The 15752-nt window shown below is 73.4% G+C and carries 17 protein-coding genes; all 17 read right to left on the minus strand.

The annotated features are described in order from the left end of the window. Positions 1-14: 14 nt before the first annotated feature. The 17 genes from VLY81_RS08255 to accC all read right to left on the minus strand — a co-directional run bounded on the left by VLY81_RS08255 (position 15) and on the right by accC (position 15714). Positions 15-686, minus strand: a complete 672-nt coding sequence (locus tag VLY81_RS08255; protein ID WP_324667689.1) for a glycosyltransferase family 2 protein — start codon at positions 684-686, stop codon at positions 15-17. After that, positions 661-1416, minus strand: coding sequence for a copper transporter (locus tag VLY81_RS08260; RefSeq protein ID WP_324667690.1), 756 nt, complete (start codon positions 1414-1416; stop codon positions 661-663). The genes VLY81_RS08255 and VLY81_RS08260 overlap by 26 nt, the downstream gene beginning before the upstream one ends. A gap of 1 nt (position 1417) precedes the next feature. Beyond that, on the minus strand, positions 1418-2536 hold the full coding sequence (gene steA / locus VLY81_RS08265; RefSeq protein WP_324670373.1) for a putative cytokinetic ring protein SteA: 1119 nt from the start codon (positions 2534-2536) through the stop codon (positions 1418-1420). Positions 2537-2642: 106 nt separating this feature from the next. After that, positions 2643-3497, minus strand: a complete 855-nt coding sequence (locus tag VLY81_RS08270; RefSeq protein WP_324667691.1) for a sporulation initiation factor Spo0A C-terminal domain-containing protein — start codon at positions 3495-3497, stop codon at positions 2643-2645. A gap of 39 nt (positions 3498-3536) precedes the next feature. Beyond that, positions 3537-4877: a SpoIVB peptidase gene (gene spoIVB, locus VLY81_RS08275; RefSeq protein ID WP_324667692.1), complete on the minus strand. Its 1341-nt coding sequence runs from the start codon at positions 4875-4877 to the stop codon at positions 3537-3539. A 93-nt stretch (positions 4878-4970) separates the two neighbouring features. Beyond that, positions 4971-6665, minus strand: a complete 1695-nt coding sequence (recN, locus tag VLY81_RS08280) for a DNA repair protein RecN (RefSeq protein WP_324667693.1) — start codon at positions 6663-6665, stop codon at positions 4971-4973. A gap of 12 nt (positions 6666-6677) precedes the next feature. Next, a complete protein-coding gene (gene argR, locus VLY81_RS08285; RefSeq protein WP_324667694.1) occupies positions 6678-7145 on the minus strand; it encodes an arginine repressor in 468 nt (155 codons plus the stop codon). A 9-nt stretch (positions 7146-7154) separates the two neighbouring features. Further along, a complete protein-coding gene (locus VLY81_RS08290; protein WP_324667695.1) occupies positions 7155-8012 on the minus strand; it encodes an NAD(+)/NADH kinase in 858 nt (285 codons plus the stop codon). Positions 8013-8031: 19 nt separating this feature from the next. Beyond that, positions 8032-8847, minus strand: coding sequence for a TlyA family RNA methyltransferase (locus VLY81_RS08295; protein WP_324667696.1), 816 nt, complete (start codon positions 8845-8847; stop codon positions 8032-8034). After that, complete coding sequence (locus VLY81_RS08300) at positions 8844-9470, minus strand: hypothetical protein (RefSeq protein ID WP_324667697.1); 627 nt, start codon at positions 9468-9470, stop codon at positions 8844-8846. Before VLY81_RS08300 ends, VLY81_RS08295 begins: the two co-directional genes overlap by 4 nt. A 740-nt stretch (positions 9471-10210) precedes the next feature. Beyond that, the gene (locus VLY81_RS08305; protein ID WP_324667698.1) at positions 10211-11110 is read right to left on the minus strand and encodes a polyprenyl synthetase family protein; all 900 of its coding nucleotides are present in this window, start codon (positions 11108-11110) and stop codon (positions 10211-10213) included. Further along, the gene (locus tag VLY81_RS08310; protein ID WP_324667699.1) at positions 11103-11390 is read right to left on the minus strand and encodes an exodeoxyribonuclease VII small subunit; all 288 of its coding nucleotides are present in this window, start codon (positions 11388-11390) and stop codon (positions 11103-11105) included. The genes VLY81_RS08305 and VLY81_RS08310 overlap by 8 nt, the downstream gene beginning before the upstream one ends. Beyond that, complete coding sequence (xseA, locus tag VLY81_RS08315; RefSeq protein WP_324667700.1) at positions 11374-12714, minus strand: exodeoxyribonuclease VII large subunit; 1341 nt, start codon at positions 12712-12714, stop codon at positions 11374-11376. The genes VLY81_RS08310 and xseA overlap by 17 nt, the downstream gene beginning before the upstream one ends. Next, positions 12698-13108 carry a transcription antitermination factor NusB gene (gene nusB, locus VLY81_RS08320; RefSeq protein ID WP_324667701.1) on the minus strand — a complete coding sequence of 137 codons (411 nt, stop codon included), beginning with the start codon at positions 13106-13108 and terminating at the stop codon, positions 12698-12700. Before nusB ends, xseA begins: the two co-directional genes overlap by 17 nt. 41 nt (positions 13109-13149) lie before the next feature. Continuing rightward, positions 13150-13755, minus strand: coding sequence for an alkaline shock response membrane anchor protein AmaP (amaP, locus tag VLY81_RS08325; RefSeq protein ID WP_324667702.1), 606 nt, complete (start codon positions 13753-13755; stop codon positions 13150-13152). A gap of 19 nt (positions 13756-13774) precedes the next feature. After that, a complete protein-coding gene (locus VLY81_RS08330) occupies positions 13775-14170 on the minus strand; it encodes an Asp23/Gls24 family envelope stress response protein (protein ID WP_405001359.1) in 396 nt (131 codons plus the stop codon). Positions 14171-14352: 182 nt separating this feature from the next. Beyond that, the gene (gene accC, locus VLY81_RS08335) at positions 14353-15714 is read right to left on the minus strand and encodes an acetyl-CoA carboxylase biotin carboxylase subunit (RefSeq protein WP_324667704.1); all 1362 of its coding nucleotides are present in this window, start codon (positions 15712-15714) and stop codon (positions 14353-14355) included. Positions 15715-15752 lie beyond the last annotated feature (38 nt).

The raw sequence follows: 15752 nt of genomic DNA on the forward strand, positions 1-15752 counted from the left end.
CGTCCCGTCCCCCTTCAGCGGCCTGTGCGCTCGCCTGCCAGCTGCACCAGGGTCACCAGCACGTCGCCCAGCTGGCGGGCCCGGTGCAGCCATCCCGCCGGCCCGCGCCCGTAGCGGCGATGGCGAATCCGGATGGGCCGCTGGACCACCCGAAGGCGTCGGCGACCGGCCTGCACGTTGATGTAGGTCTCGATGCCGTAGCCCCTCGCTGCCCGCGAAAGGAGCCACGGGGCCACCGCCGCCCGCAACGCCCGTTGCCCGCAGAGGGGAGCCGCCAGGCGCGTCCCGCCCAGCGTCTCGCTACCCCATCCAGCCACGGCTCGCACCAGACCGATCCCGCCATCGCCGCCGGGCCCGGGTACTCCCACGACGACGTCCGCCTGCCCGTCGACGACCGGACCGCACAGGTCGGCTAGGGCACCGGCCGACTCCGCCAGGTCAGCGTCGGCCAGCAGCAACACGTCGCCGCGCGCGGCCCGGGCGCCCAGGTAGAGCGCCGAGGCCTTGCCGCCGCAACGGCTCAGCCGCACCAGTCGGGCCCCGGCACGGCGCGCCACCCAGGCCGTGGCGTCCGTGGAGCCGTCGTCCACCACCACGACCTCTCGTACGCCGGCGATCCGGCGCAGGGACCGGACGGTCCGCCCCACCCGGTCAGCCTCGTCACGGGCAGGCACGACGGCGCTCACCACGGGAGGCCAGAGAGCCCCCCTCCGCCATGGCGGCCAGCCGCTCCGCTGCCCACCGGGCATCTACGGGGCCCACCGCGCGACACGCCAGCGCCACCAGGAGGGTCGCCCGGCCGCCCGCCCCCTCCGCCTGCCACCCCCAGGCCACCGGGCCCTGGGCGGAGACGGCCCAGGTGCCGTCGTCCACCACCGGTTGGCTCGACGCCTCGAGCCCTGCCGGCCCCGACGCGACGGACTGCAGGATCGCCGTCACCCCGGCGGGGACCGGCAAGACCTCCGACTCGTCGGGCGGGCCCACCAGCCCCACGACCAGCCGCTCCTCCGCCTGCAGCACGACGGCGGCGGGGGCCGTCTGGGCGGCCGCGCTCGACACCTGCACCCGGGCGCCGGCCTCCTGCAGCAGGCGCACCAGCGCCGCGGTCGCCCGATCGGACCGCCCCCATGGCCTCACCTGGACGGGCTGCCCCTCGAGCCGCGGCCGCACCAGCGCCGGCGCCATGCGGGCCAGGGCCGCCTCGTAGCTCTGGGCCCTCGCGACCAGTTCGCGCTCTCGGGCCGCCGCCTGGCGCAGCTGGCCCTCCAGCCGATCGAACTCTCGCTCCAGCGCCCGCACCACCGACTCCTGATCGCCCAGTCGCCCTCCCACCGCGGCCGCCCCCGCGGCCACCCCCACGGCGAGCGCGACGAAGATGGCGGTCAGCGAGAACATCTGTTGCTGAGGGTCCGCCACGCTACCCCAGGCCCCCCAACCAGAGCCCGGTCTGCAGTCGCATCCACAGCAGCCTCGCCATCAACCGCAACGCAGGGGAGGCCAGCGCCAGGGCCGCGACGCACCCCAGCGCGGCCGTCACCATGGAGGCGTAGGCAGGCCAGTCGGGACGCCCCTCCGCCAGTCGCGCCAGCCCCCGAGCGTCGACCAGGACGTGCCCGACCCTCATCCTGACCAGGAGCGTGCTGGCCATCCCCGCTCGGCCGCGCTCGACGAAGTCCAGCACGCCCCAGTGCGCGCCGACCGCGACGATGGGGGCGGCCCCCGCCTCGTAGGCCAGGAGCATGGCCATGTCCTCGCTGGTGCCGAAGGAGGGCATCACGTGGGCGAAGCGTCCCGCCCGCCGCAGCCGCGCCAGCCCCGGCGCCGCGCCATCGGGGTAGGCGTGCACCACGATCTCCCGGGCGCGGGCCAGGGCCCGGTCGCTGACCGAATCCATGTCGCCCACCACCAGGTCGGGCCTCCATCCCTCGGCCAGCAGCGCATCGGCTCCACCGTCGACGCCGATCAACACGGGGCGCCCTCGGCGGATGAAGGGTCGGATGGCGCGCAGGTCGGCCCGTGCCGTGGCGCTGCGCACCACGACCACCGCCGGCCGACCGGCCATGGGCGTCCGGAGCGGAGGGATCCAGACCGGCTCGGTGAGGATGGCCGCCTCCCGGCGCAGGTAGGCCAGGGTGTTGTCGACGAACTCGCGTGAGAGCCGCGGGAGCTGCTGCCGGGCCTCGAGCAGCCGGTGACGCACGTGCTCCGCATCGAGCCGCGTGCCCCGGGCGAGGACCCGTCCCCGCCCGTCCAGCAAGCGCTGGCCATCGAGCCGCACCCACTGGCCCTCGGCCAGCCGCCCGAGCACCGCCCGGTCCACCCCATCCAGCACCGGGATGCCTGCCTCGAGCAGCAGGCGGGCACCTTCCACCGGGACCCGGCCCGTCACCAGCGCGCCCGCGTTGACGACGGCGGCCGGCCGCGCCTCGATGAGCGCCGTGGCCGTCGCCGAGTCCAGGTCGTCATGGGCGATGACGGCCACCTCTCCGGCCCGCAGGCACGGCGCGAGTTGCTTGGTCACCGGCCCGATCCTCACCGGGCCCGCGATGCCGCCCGGCAGAAGCGGCCGCCCCGCGCGGCCAAGGCGGACGTCCAACGGCCCTCGCCTCCCCGTGGGTTAGTCTCCACGGGGAGGGGGCGGCTTACGCGCCGGCGCTCAGCTCCTGGCGGATCCGCTCGGCGAGGCGACCGATGAAGGCCGAGTTGGTCGGGCGGGTGCGCCGCTCGTCCATCAGGTCGGTGAAGAGCTCGTGGATGCGCTCCAGGTTGCCATGTTGCACCGTCGACTCGATCGCGTGGCGGATGGAGCGCTCCACCTTGAAGGGCGAGGTCTGGTGCAACGCGGCCACCCGCGGGTAGAGCTCCTTGGTGACCCGGGAGAGCAGGCCCTCCTCCTCCACCACCATGGCGATGGCGTCCTTGAGGTAGGCCCGGCCCTTGTAGTGGGTCGGCACACCCAGGCTCTCCAGGTGCTGCACGATGCGGCTCTCCAGCGCCCGCGCCCGGCGGGCCCGACCGGTGACGCCCTCCCGGTCGTCGCGCCGGCCCTCGCCGAGCAGGACGCGCAGGCGCCGCACCAGCGTCTCCACGTCGAAGGGCCGCACCACGAAGTAGTCGGCCCCCCATTCGAAGGCACGTTGCACCAGCGCGTCGTCGCCGACGCTGCTGACCACCACCAGCCGGCCGCGGCACAGGTCCATGGTCGAACGGCTCCCTCGGCCCGTCGACTCCCCCTGGTCCGCGCCCGCCCCGGCCGGACGGTGGCTGCGCCACCAGCGCACCAGGCGCTCGGCCCCCGTCGCGCCGCCGAGTCCGGTCAGAGCCAGGTCCAGCATCAAGAGGTCCACCGGCGGCTCCGCGGCCAGGCGGTGCTGCAGCTCCGCCGCCGATGCCACCGTATCGACCCGGGAGACCTGCGCGTCACCGGCGAGCGCGGCCCCGACGGACCGCCCGAACCCCTGGGGATCGTCGCTGACGAGCACGAAGAAGCCCTCCACGCACATCCCTCCCGAGTGCCAGGCGGGCGGCCGGACCGGTCATGCGGCGACTCGTGTGTTCGACAGGTTGGCTCGCGGTCCTTCGGCGGGTCCCCACAGGCCCGACGCCTCGACCATGGGCTCCATCAGCACCCCGAAGCCCCGGGTCGGGTCCTGCACGGCCACGTGGGTGATGGCGCCGACCAGGTGACCCTCCTGGATGATGGGGCTGCCGCTCATGCCCTGGACGATGCCCCCCGTCCGTGCCAGAAGCCCGGGGTCCGTCACCCGCAGCACCAGCCGCTGACTCTCCGGCACCCCCAGCGTGCGGATGCGCAGCACCTCGATGGCGAAGGCCTCCACCCGCTCCCCCTCCACCACCGTCAGGGCGGTGGCAGGCCCCTCCTTCACCTGGCCGTCGAGCGCCACGGGCAGCGGCTCGGTGACCAGCCCCGGCGGGAGCTCGCCCGTCAGCCGCCCGAAGATCCCCACCGGCGTGTTGCGCTCGACGATGCCCAGCTGGCCCGACTCCCGGTGGAACATCCCGATCTTCTCACCCGGACGACCCCGGGCCGCGGCAGCGACGCCCGAGATGGCAGCTCGGACGATGCGGCCGTCGGGCATGGTGACGGGCCGGCGGGATCCCTCCGCCACCATGTGGCCAAGGGCGGCGAACCGCCCCGTCCGGGGGTCGTAGAAGGTGAGGGTGCCCACGCCGATGGCGGGATCTCGCAGGAGCAGCCCGACGCCGTAGCTTTCGCCGCCTGTCCGGGCCGCCGTCTCCCCCCGCACGACGACCCCCGCCGCCGGCATGAGGCGGGTCTCGCGGCGACGCCCCCCGCGCACGTAGGCGACCCGGGCGGGCCGGCCCTCCTGTACCGCCCGGCTCAGCAGCCGCGCCACCTCCTCGGGGGAGCCGACGGGGACCCCGTCCACTTCGACGATGACGTCGCCGACCTGCAAGCCGGCATCCCGTGCCGGATAGCTCAGCCGCCCCGTCGACTCCTGCACGGGCAGGAGGCCCTCCACCAGGACGCCGGCCGGCGCCAGCATCACGCCGATGGCCTGACCGCCCGGCATCAGCTCCAGCGGCGGGACCACCTCCACCAGCAGCGGGCGCAGGCGCAACCAGCCCCAGAGGCTCAGCTCCAGCCGGACGCTCCCCGGCCGGTCGAATGCAAGCCCCACGCCCCGCATGTCGCGGAAGACCACGGAGAAGCGGTCCTCCGGCCCGCTCACCCGGATCATGGGGAGCACGGGCAGCCATGCCACCCGCCCGGGAAAGGTGCGCAGGCGCTCCGGGAAGGTGGTGGTGACGAGGAGCAGGGCGACGAGTGCGACCGAGCAGAAGCCCACGACGGCCCGCAAGGCCGTCGCTCGTGGCGTGGGCACCTTTGCCATCGGCGACGCCCCCGGGCTAGATTCCCCCGCCCCCACCCGGCCGGCGCCGGGTAAGTCGGTGAGAACGCAGCCCGGATCCGCCGCCGCTGGACCTCAGGACGCCCTCTTGGCCTCGCCTGCCATCCGCAACAACTCGCTGGCGTGGCGACGGGCGGTCTCGGTGATGTCGGTGCCGCCCAGCATGCGGGCCAGCTCGGCGACCCGCTGATCGTGACCCAGGGCCTCGATCTCGATGCGGGTGGTGCGCTCGTCCTCGTGCTTGCGCACGGCCAGGTGGTGGTCGGCCATGCTGGCCACCTGCGGCAGGTGCGTCACCACCAGCACCTGGCGTTGCCTGGCGATGCGGGCCAGCCGCTCCGCCACGGCCTGAGCCGCCCGTCCCCCCAGCCCGGCGTCGGGCTCGTCGAAGACCAGCACCGGCACGGGATCGGCCTCGGCCAGCACGGTGCGGCAGGCCAGCATGGTGCGCGAGAGCTCGCCCCCGGAGGCGATGCGCGCCAGAGGCCTGGGGGGCTCTCCCGGGTTGGCACTGAACTGGAAGATGACCCGCTCGGTGCCCGACGGGTCGGGCGGCTGGGGCTCCACCGCCACCGAGAACGACGCCCTGGGCATGGCCAGCTGCCGCAGCTCGGCCTCGATGGCCCCCGCCAGCCGCTGGGCCGCCTCCCGCCGGAGCGCGCCCAGCTGACGCGCCGCCTCGTCGTAGCGCGCGCGGGCCTGCGCGAGCTCCTGCTCCACGACTGCCAGCCGGTCGGAGGCCCCCTGCAGGGACTCGAGCCGGGCCCGGGCCTCCTCGCCGTAGGCCATCACGGCCTCCACGGTGGGCCCGTACTTGCGCTTGAGCCGCTCCAGCAAGGCCAGGCGGGCCTCCACCTCGGCCAACCGCTCGGGGTCGGGCTCGCACTGCTCCAGGTACCGGCGCACCGCCCGCCCCAGCTCCGACAGGGCATCGATCTGAGCGGCCAGCTCCTGGGCCAGGGAGCCCAGCGCAGGCGCCAGGGACGCCGCCTCGTCGAGGGCGCGGCCTGCCGCCGCCAGGGTCGAGAGGGCGCTGGTCTGCTCGGTGCCCGACCCGCCCAGCAGATCCAGGGCGAGCCCCAGCAGCTCCTGCAGGCGTGCCGCGTGGGTCAGCCGGGCGTGCTCCTCCATCCAGGCCGGCTCTTCACCCGGCTGCAGGCGGGCCGCCTGGATCTCCTCGACCTGGAAGCGCAGCAAGTCCAGCTCTTGCAGCCGCTGCCGCTCGCCGGTGCGAAGGGCCTGCAGCTCCGCCGCGAGGCGGTCCATCGCCTGCCAGGCGTCGCCGACCTCCCGGGCCAGGGCCGAAGCGGCCTCCCCTGCGAATGCGTCGAGCAGCTCCAGCTGGACGGCGGGCTGCATGAGGCGCTGGCTCTCGTGCTGGGTGTGGATGTCGACCAGCAGGCTCCCCACCTGGGCCAGCTCGGCAGTGGAGACGAGACGGCCGTTGATGCGGGAGCGCCCTCGGCCCCCCGCCACGATCTCACGGGCCAGCACGAGCAGCCCGTCCTCCGGGGGAAAGCCCAGGGAGTCCAGGCGACGACCCAGCGCGGAGCCGTCGTCGATCTCGAAGGCTGCCTCCACGCGCGCCGTCGAGGCACCCCGGCGCACCATCTCCGGCGAGACCCGGTGGCCCACCGCCGCCCCCAGGGCATCCAGCACCAGCGACTTGCCCGCGCCCGTCTCGCCCGTCAGCACGTTGAAGCCCGGCCCGAAGGGGACGCGAGCCCGCTCCACCAGCGCGAAGTTGTCGACGAACAGCTCCCTGAGCACGGCCGCCCCCCGTCAGCGCAACGCCAGCAGGCGGTCTCGCACGGCCCGGGCCCCGGGGTCGGGGCCGCCGGGCTCCGAGGGTCTCACCAGCACCAGGATGGCATCGTCGCCGGCGATGGTCCCGATCACCTCGGGCCAGTCGAGCGCATCGAGCGCGGCCGCCACGGCGTTGGCGGTGCCGGAGAGGGTCTTGACCAGCACCAGGTGGCCGGCCGCCTCCACGCCGGTCACGTACTCCTGGACGGCCCGGCGGGCCCGGCTCACCCGCTCAGCCATGTCGGGCTCCCTGGCCTGCGCGTAGCGGTAGTGCCCGTCACCCGTGGGTACCTTGACCAGGCGCAGCTCCTTGATGTCGCGGGAGATGGTGGCCTGGGTGGCCTGGATGCCCTGACGGCGCAGGTAGGCGATGAGCTCCTCCTGCGTCTGGATGGGCACGTCTCGGATGATGCGCAGGATGGCCGATTGCCGCCGGGCCTTCATGGAGCCCCCTCACACCTCCGGGTGACTCAGGCGCTCCCGCACCAGGGCATAGGGCGAACGCCCGCTCAAGCGCACCAGCCTGGCCCGGTGGGGAGCCCGCTCGACGATCACCACGTCGGTCGGCTGCATGACGTGGCTCTGCTGGCCGTCGACGATCATGACCAGGTCGTCGGCCGGGCCGTCGACGCGGATGGTGATGGCGTCCTCGGGCCTCACCACCACGGGGCGGGCCGCCAGCGAGTGAGGACAGATGGGCGTGATGACCAGGCAATCCAACAGCGGATGGACGATGGGTCCCCCGGCCGACAGCGAGTAGGCCGTGGAGCCGGTCGGGGTCGCGACGATGAGACCGTCCGCCGGAAAGGCCCCGACGATGGAGGCACCCGCCCGGGCCTCCAGGCGGGCGATGCGGCTGTATGTCGAACGCGCCACGACGACGTCGTTGAGCGCGAGGTACGCGCCGATCTCCTCTCGATCGCGCACCAGGCGAGCCGTCACCATCATGCGCGCCTCCACGGCGAACCCACCCTCGACGAAGCGCCCCAGCATGGAGGGCAGCTCGGAGGCCTCCACGTCGGCCAGGAAGCCCAGCCTCCCGACGTTGACGCCCAGCACGGGCACCCCCAGCGGCGCCGCCCTGCGGGCCGCGTGCAGCAGCGCCCCGTCGCCCCCCAGCACCACCACCGCGTCGGCGCCCGTCCAATCCTCACGGGGCCATGCCAGCTCCGGCAGACTCAGGGCGCGGGCCCCCTCCGTCTCCAGGTAGACCCGAGCCCCCCGCCGACGGATCTCCTCCACCAGGCCCAGGGCCAGACGCAGGGCCTCCGGCTTCTCCCGATGGGGAGCGACGATGACCTGGCTCAGCAACCCAGCCTCCCGGCCTCTCTCACCCCGGATGGGGCACCTGCCGCAGGGCCTCTGCCACCAGGGACTCCATCCGCGCCTCGTCCGCAGCGAGGCCCGGCCTCTTGAATACGATGAAGAACTCCGCGTTGCCTCTCGGCCCCAGCAGGGGGCTCGCCATCATGGTCTCGATCCCCAGCCCGGCCGCCAGCCCGCAGGCCGCCACCTTGCGCAGCACCTGCCGGTGGACGTCGGTGTCCTTCACCACGCCCCCGCGCGACACCTGGTCACGGCCGGCCTCGAACTGGGGCTTGACCAGCACCACCATCCAGCCCGCGGGGCGCAGGAACGCCACCAGCCGCTCCAGGAACAGCGTGACGGAGATGAAGGAGACGTCGACGACGATGAGATCGACGGGCTCGTCCAGCCGTGAGGGAGTCAGGTAGCGGACGTTGGTGCGTTCCAGCACCACCACCCGGGGGTCGGTGCGCAGCTTCCAGGCCAACTGGCCGTAGCCGACGTCGATCGCGTAGACCTTGCGGGCCCCGTGCTGCAGCAGGCAGTCGGTGAAGCCACCCGTGGAGGCTCCCACGTCCATGGCTACCGCCCCCTGCACGGGGATGGGCCAGGACCGTAGCACGCGCTCGAGCTTGAGCCCACCGCGGCTCGCATAGGGGTGCAGAGGCGCCACCACCTCGACAGGAGCGTCGCCGGGCAGCCGCTGGCTCGGGCGCTCCACGCTCCGATGGCCCACGCGCACCCGGCCGGCGCGGATCAGGGCCTGCGCCTGCTCACGGCTGGTGGCCAGCCCCAGGCGCACCAGGAGCTGGTCGGCCCGCAGACGCTGGTCGCCGCTCATCGTGGCCGCCGTCGCACCCCCTGGGGGGCCGGCCGACGGTGGGGGCCGCCTCGCCGCCCCACGCCGTTGCCACCCGTCACGACAGGGCGTCCCAGCAACCGCTCCACCCGGGCCAGCAACCGCCCCATGGCGAAGACGATGGCCTCCGCGCGGTCCATGGCGAAGCCCTTGAAGGCGGCCTTGCCACCCACGGCGAGCCCCGAGACCAGGGCCACCATCCCCGTGGTCGCCCAGATCTCGCCGACGGCCGCGTGACGCGACACGATCTGGCTCACCACGGCGGCGCCCAGAGCCCCGGAGAGGATGCCGGCGGCGTCGCCCACCATGTCGTTGGCGAAGTTGGCGACCCGGTCCGCGTGCCGCACGATCCAGATGGCGTGCCGGGCCCCGAAGAGCCGATCCGCGGCCATGGCGTGGAACGGCTCCTCGCTCGCCGCCGTGGCGGCGACGCCGAGGATGTCGAAGAAGACCCCGAGGGCGATGACCAGCAGCAACCCGGCCACCGAGGCTGCCAGGCCCAGGGAGGCGGCGCTGCTCGTGCTCGACAAGGCGAGGAGCGCCGAGATGACGGCGGTACCCAGTCCGACGGTGAGGAAGCGGCGAAACGCGCGACGGGCACTCATCGAGACCGAGGGACCCCTCGGCGAGTGGCAGCGCCCCGAGTAAATATTGTGGCTTCAGGTCCAGCAGGTTTTCCCAACGGCCCTCCGGGCCGTCGCCGGCCCGGCGGTTTCCCCTTTCCGGCCGCTCTGCCGCGTCGCCGCGCGCAGGGCTGGATTACCACTTAGACCACACCGCAATCCCCGGAGCGCCCCACCGGCACGTGGACAGCCTAGGAGTTTTCCTCGGCGGAGCGCCCTTACCCCTAGCCTCTTTTGCCCCGACGCTTTCAGGCCGGCTTTCGGAGCGACGCGGCCGGGCCCTGGCGGCATCGCCCCTCGCTGCGCCCGGCCATCCCGCGCCGGCAGCTCAAGGCAGGCTACGCTGCACCCAGCAGCGGGACCCGGAGCTCGGTGCTCCTCGTGCCCGACACCGCGTGCAGGTTTGACTCCTGTCCCGTAGTTTGCCCGGCCCCTGATGAGGAGCGGGCGCCCCACGGCGACAGGTCTCCGCGGCGGCAGGGTCCACGCCTGCATGCCGTTGCAGATCGCCCTACCGCCTTAACCCCCAGCAGCCACCCCGGACTGGGCGTCCGCAGCAACCACCAGGGACTTCATCGATGTGCCCTCGACGGATTTTTAGGCCCGTCCTCAGGGTATGGGCGCCCCGACTAGGATACTGCACCACCCGCCGTCAGGGGCCAATTGTCACTATACCACAGGTGGGCGCCCGACGCATCCTCCCGGGAGCGGCCGGGCTCCCCTCAAGCCTCTCGATGGCGCAACAGCCGCGCCATGTCACCCAGGAGCTCGCCGCTGGGCCCCAGCGCCTGCAGCGCGGCCAGCGCCTCCTGGGTGAGCCGGTCGGCCTCCTGCACGGCGCGCTCGGCGCCCAAGAGCCGCGCGTAGCTGGCCTCGTGGGCCTTGCGCTCGTCGCCCGCGTCCAGCAGGTCGTCGACGATCTGGAAGGCCACGCCCAGGCTCTCCCCGAAGCGCCCCAGGGCCTCCACCGCCGGATGGCGCAGGCCGGCCTCCCCCTCGTCGAGCCCCACCAGGGCGCCGCTGACCAGCGACGCCCGGATGAGCGCCCCCGTCTTGTGACGGTGGATGAACGACAGGGTCGCCGCGTCGACGGCCCGTCCCACGGCCGCCAGGTCGGCCGCCTGGCCGCCCGCCATGCCCCGGCTGCCCGCTGCACGCGCGAGGACGGCGCTCACCGCGACCGCCGTCGCAGGCTGGATGCCGGCACGGGCGGGCAGCTGGCTCAAGACCTCGAAGGCCAGGGTCTGCAACGCATCGCCGGCCAGGATCGCGATCCCCTCGCCGAAGGCCCGGTGGCAACTGGGCCGGCCGCGCCGCCAGTCGTCGTCGTCCATGGCCGGCAGGTCGTCGTGGACGAGGGAGTAGGCGTGGATCATCTCGATGGCGGCGCCCAACGCCAGCGCCCTGTCGCCGTCGGCCCCCACCGCCTCGCAGGCCGCCACGGCCAACACCGCGCGCAGGCGCTTGCCGGGGGAGAGCGTCGCATAGCGCATGGCGCGGTGCAGCACCTGCGGCGGCTCCGACTCGGCCGGCAACAGCCGCTCCAGCTCCGCCTCCACCTGCGCTGCCCATCGCGCCAGGTACGCGCCGGCCCGCCGGGTCCCCTGCCGGTGCTCATCCATGGCCCTCGCCGGCCGGGGTCGGCTCGAAGGGCCGCAAGACCACCCGGCCCGCCTCCTCCGCCAGCACGGCGAGCCGCTGCTCGGCCTGCTCCAGGCGTCGGGCGCAGACCCGGGCCATCCTCACCCCTTCCTCGTACGTGGCCAGCGCTTGCTCCAGGCTCAACTCCCCCGACTCCAGGGCGAGCACCGCCCGCTCGAGACGGGCCAGTGCCTCCTCGAACGGCAACGCCTCCGCCTCGTCCTCCGGTCGGGCGGACGCCTCGTCACGCCAAGTCGCCATGCTCGGCACCTCCCGGTCGGATGAGCCCGGCGCCGTCGCCATCGGCCGCCCCCTCGAGCCGGTCCAGCACCCGGCAGCGCAGGGCTCCGTCTCGCATGCGAAGCCTCAGGTGAGCGCCGGGCTCCACCTCGGCGGCCCTGCGCACCCAGCGGCCGGTGGCCTCCTCCTGCACCAGCGCGTACCCTCGCGCCAGCGTCTCCAGCGGGCTCGAGGCCGACAGCCGCCCCGACAGCGACGCCAACGCCAGGCGGGGGCCCTCCAGGGCCCGCCGCACGGCCGCCTCCTCGCGCATGACCAGCTCGTCCAGCCGCTGGCGGTGTCGACCCAGCCAGCGGTCGGGCCGCACCAGTGCGGGGCGGGAGGCGGCGCGATGGAGGCACTCGTGCAGGCGCGCCAGGTGACGCCGGACGGCCCGCTCCAGCCGGACCGTCTGCTGTCGCAGCCCCAGGCGGGCCGACTCCTCGTCGGGCCCTGCCACTTCCGCGGCCGCCGACGGCGTCGGCGCCCGCCGGTCGGCCGCCAGCTCTGCCAGCGTCACATCGGTCTCGTGGCCGATGGCGCAGACCACCGGCTTGGGGCAGGCCGCCACCGCGCGGACCAGCCGCTCGTCGTTGAAGATCCACAGATCCTCGGCGCTTCCGCCACCCCGCGCCACGATCACCACATCGACCCAGGACACCTGCACGACGCGCTCCAGGGCCCGGATCAGGCTCTCTACCGCTCCGTCGCCCTGCACCAGGGCCGGCGACAGGACCAGGGGCGTACGCGGGCTGCGCCGGCGAAAGACTGCCACCACGTCCCGCAGCGCCGCACCGTCGGGTGAGGTCACCACCCCGACCCCCCGTGGCCACGGCGGCAGCGGGCGCTTGCGCGCCTCGTCGAAGAGCCCCTCCTGGCTCAGCCGCTGGTAGAGCTCCTGCAGCCGCGCGTACAACAGCCCGAGTCCTACGGGATAGAGCCCCTGGACGTAGAGCTGGTAGACGCCGGCCACCGCGTAGACGTCGACGTAGCCGGTGGCCACCACTTGCATGCCGTCACGGGGCTCGAACCCCAGGCGCTGAGCATGGTTGCGCCACATGACGCAGGCGACGCGGCTGTTGCGATCCTTGAGCGAGAAGTAGAGGTGGCCGGAGCCCGAGTGCGCCTTGACGTTGCTCAGCTCGCCGGTCACCGCGACCTGGGAGGCGAGACAGGGATCGGAGGCGATGCGGGCGCGGATCCGCTCGGTGAGCTGGCTGACCGTCAGCACCTGGCCCGCGGGGGCGACCCCGCCCCACGGCGCCCCGGCCGACCATGCCGCCGCCCGCTCAGCGCTCGTGGACATGCCGCACCACGTTGCCCAGGATGCCGTTGACGAACTTGCCGGAGTCGGTATCCCCGTACTTCTTGGCCAGCTCCACGGCCTCGTTGATGGAGACGCCGGGCGGGATCTCCTTGAGGTAGAGGATCTCGTAGACGGCCATGCGCATCACGTTGCGATCCACGTTGGCCATGCGCTCCAGGGTCCAGTCGATGGCGAAGCGTGACAGGAGCCGGTCGATCTCCTGCAGGTGGGCCAGGGTCCCCTCCACCAGCTGACGGGCGAAGCTGGCCTGCGCCGGTGCCAGCGGCACCTGCTTGAGGCTGCGCTCCAGGGCTGCCTGCGGGTCGGCCTTGCCCACGTCGACCTGAAAGAGCACCCGCAACGCCACCTCACGGGCCAGCCGCCTGCTCCCCACGGACGTGCACCGCCCTCCGTACGGCGGAGGGCCACGACCCCCTACTCCGACCGGGGCCGGTGCGGCTCCCGCGCCACGCCGCGCACCAGCACCCGGATCTGGCTGCAGCTGACCCCCGCCGTCTGACGCAGGTACTGCTCGATGCGGGCCTGCACCTCGTCGCACAGCTCCGGGATGCTGTGGTCGGGGGCGACCATGACGGCCACGCGCACGCTGACGTCACCGCCGCCCGCCGGGTAGACGTCCACCTCGACGTCCCGGATGCCCTGCACCTGCGCGGCCGCACGACGTGCCAGGGTCTGGATGGCCCGCAGCGAGACGTGCACCTCGCCCAGGCCGGTGGCGCGCACGATGCTGCGCTCGTAGCCCAACCGCACGAAGGCGGGGCGCAACGCCGCCGCGCCCAGCAGGGCCAGCGCGGCACCTGCCGCGGCCCCCACGACCCTCCCCTGGACCGCTCGCTCGCTCATCCAGCGGGAGAGCGCGGCCGGCACGTCCCACCCGAAGAGTCCCATGCCGAGACTGGCGAAGCCCGCCGCCATCACCACCAGCCCGCTCACCAGCACCAGCACCCGATCGGTCAGCGGGAGCCGGGCAGGCACCTCACCCTCGTCCCGTCGCGGCGACGAAGGGACCAACGGCCGCACGGGCTCACCCCTCCCCCGTTCAGCGGACGCGGCTCTCCTCGGTCCGCTCGGCCTGGGGCAGCTGGACTCCCTGGATGTGGACGTTGACCTCCGTCACCTCGAGGCCCGTCATGGTCTCGATCTGGCGCTTGACGTTCTCCTGGACGCGCCAGGCCACCTCGGGGATCCGCACCCCGTAGTGCACGATGACGAAGAGATCGATGGCCGCCTGGTGCTCCCCCACCTCGACCCGCACCCCGCGGGAGAGGTTGCGACGGCCCAGGATCTCCGAGATGCCCCCGGCGATGCCCCCGGCCATGCCGGCGACGCCCTCCACCTCGATGGCGGCCAGCCCGGCGATGGTGCTGACCACGTCGTTGGCGATGCGGACCTCGCCCAGCTCGCCCTCCTGGGACTCGATGAAGCCTCCGGGGATCTCCTGCGACAGCTCCTGTCGCCGGTCCTCGCCCGACGAGGTGAGAGCCGGTCGCTGCCCACCCGGCCACTGCTCGGAATCCACCGAAACCCCTCCTCGCGGTGGCCCGCACGGCACGGCGACGGCACGCCGCTCGTGCCCGTCGCGGGCAAGGCCATTATAGCAGGTCGCCGGGCTCCGCCTCAGACGGCGGCGGAGCGCATCTCCTGGCGCTGCAGCATGCGCTGGACGAAGTCGGTCGACAGCTCCCCCCGCCGGAACTCCCGCGTCGCGACGATGCGCCGCAGGAAGTCGAGGTTGGTGCGGATGCCGTCGATGCGAAACTCGTCCAGGGCCCGGGCCATCCGGGCCACCGCCTCTTCGCGATCCTGCCCCCATGCCATCAGCTTGGCCAGCAGCGAGTCGTAATACGGCGGGACCGTGTAACCGGCCAAGATGGCCGTATCGATCCGGATGCCCGGCCCGCCTGGAAAGTGGATCCCGCTGATGGTGCCCGGCGACGGCATGAAACTCTGCGAATCCTCGCAGTTGACCCGGCACTCGATGGCATGCCCGTCGAGCCGGACGTCCTCCTGGGAGAGCGACAGCTCCTCGCCGGCGGCGATGCGGAGCTGGGCCTTGACCAGGTCCACGCCCGTCACCATCTCGGTGACGCCGTGCTCCACCTGGATGCGTGTGTTCATCTCCAGGAAGTAGAAGCGCCCCTGCGGGTCCAGCAGGAACTCCACGGTGCCCGCGTTGACGTACCCCACGGACCGGGCCGCGCGGATGGCGGCCTCCCCCATGGCTCGCCGCAACGGCTCGTCGACGGCCGGCGAAGGCGCCTCCTCGATGATCTTCTGGTGGCGGCGCTGGATGGAGCACTCCCGCTCGCCCAGGTGCACCATGTGGCCGACCCGGTCGCCCAGCACCTGGATCTCCACGTGCCGGGCCCCCTCCAGCAGGCGCTCCACGTAGACCGCCCCGTCGCCGAAGGCGGCCTCGGCCTCCGCCCGAGCTGCCGCCAGCACCCGCCGGAGCTCCTCGGGGGTGCGGGCGACGCGCATGCCCCGGCCACCGCCCCCCGCGGCCGCCTTGACCATGACCGGGTAGCCGATCTCGTCGGCGATGGCCAGGGCCTGGTGCTCGTCGACGGGCTCGTTGCTGCCCGGCAGCACCGGCACGCCCGCCTCGGCCACCCGCTTGCGAGCCTTGACCTTGTCGCCCATCATCTCGATGGCCGACGACGGGGGGCCGATGAAGACGATGCCGTGGCTCTCGCAGATCTCGGCGAAGTCGGCCCGCTCGGAGAGGTAGCCGTAGCCGGGGTGGATGGCGTCGACGCCGGCCAGCAAGGCGGCGCTGACGATGTTGGGGATGTTGAGGTAGCTCCGGGCCGACGTGGGTGGCCCGATGCAGTAGGCCTCGTCGGCGAGCCGCACGGGCAGGCTCTCCTTGTCCGCCTCGGAGTAGACGGCGACGGTGCGGATCCCGAGCTCGCGGCACGCCCGGATCACACGCAGGGCGATCTCCCCGCGATTGGCGATCAGCACCTTCTCAAACACGCGACGACTCCACCTCTGGAAAAGGATCCTGGAGCGCG

The sequence above is a fragment of the Limnochorda sp. LNt genome (assembly GCF_035593265.1).
Taxonomy (GTDB): domain Bacteria; phylum Bacillota; class Limnochordia; order Limnochordales; family Geochordaceae; genus Geochorda; species Geochorda subterranea.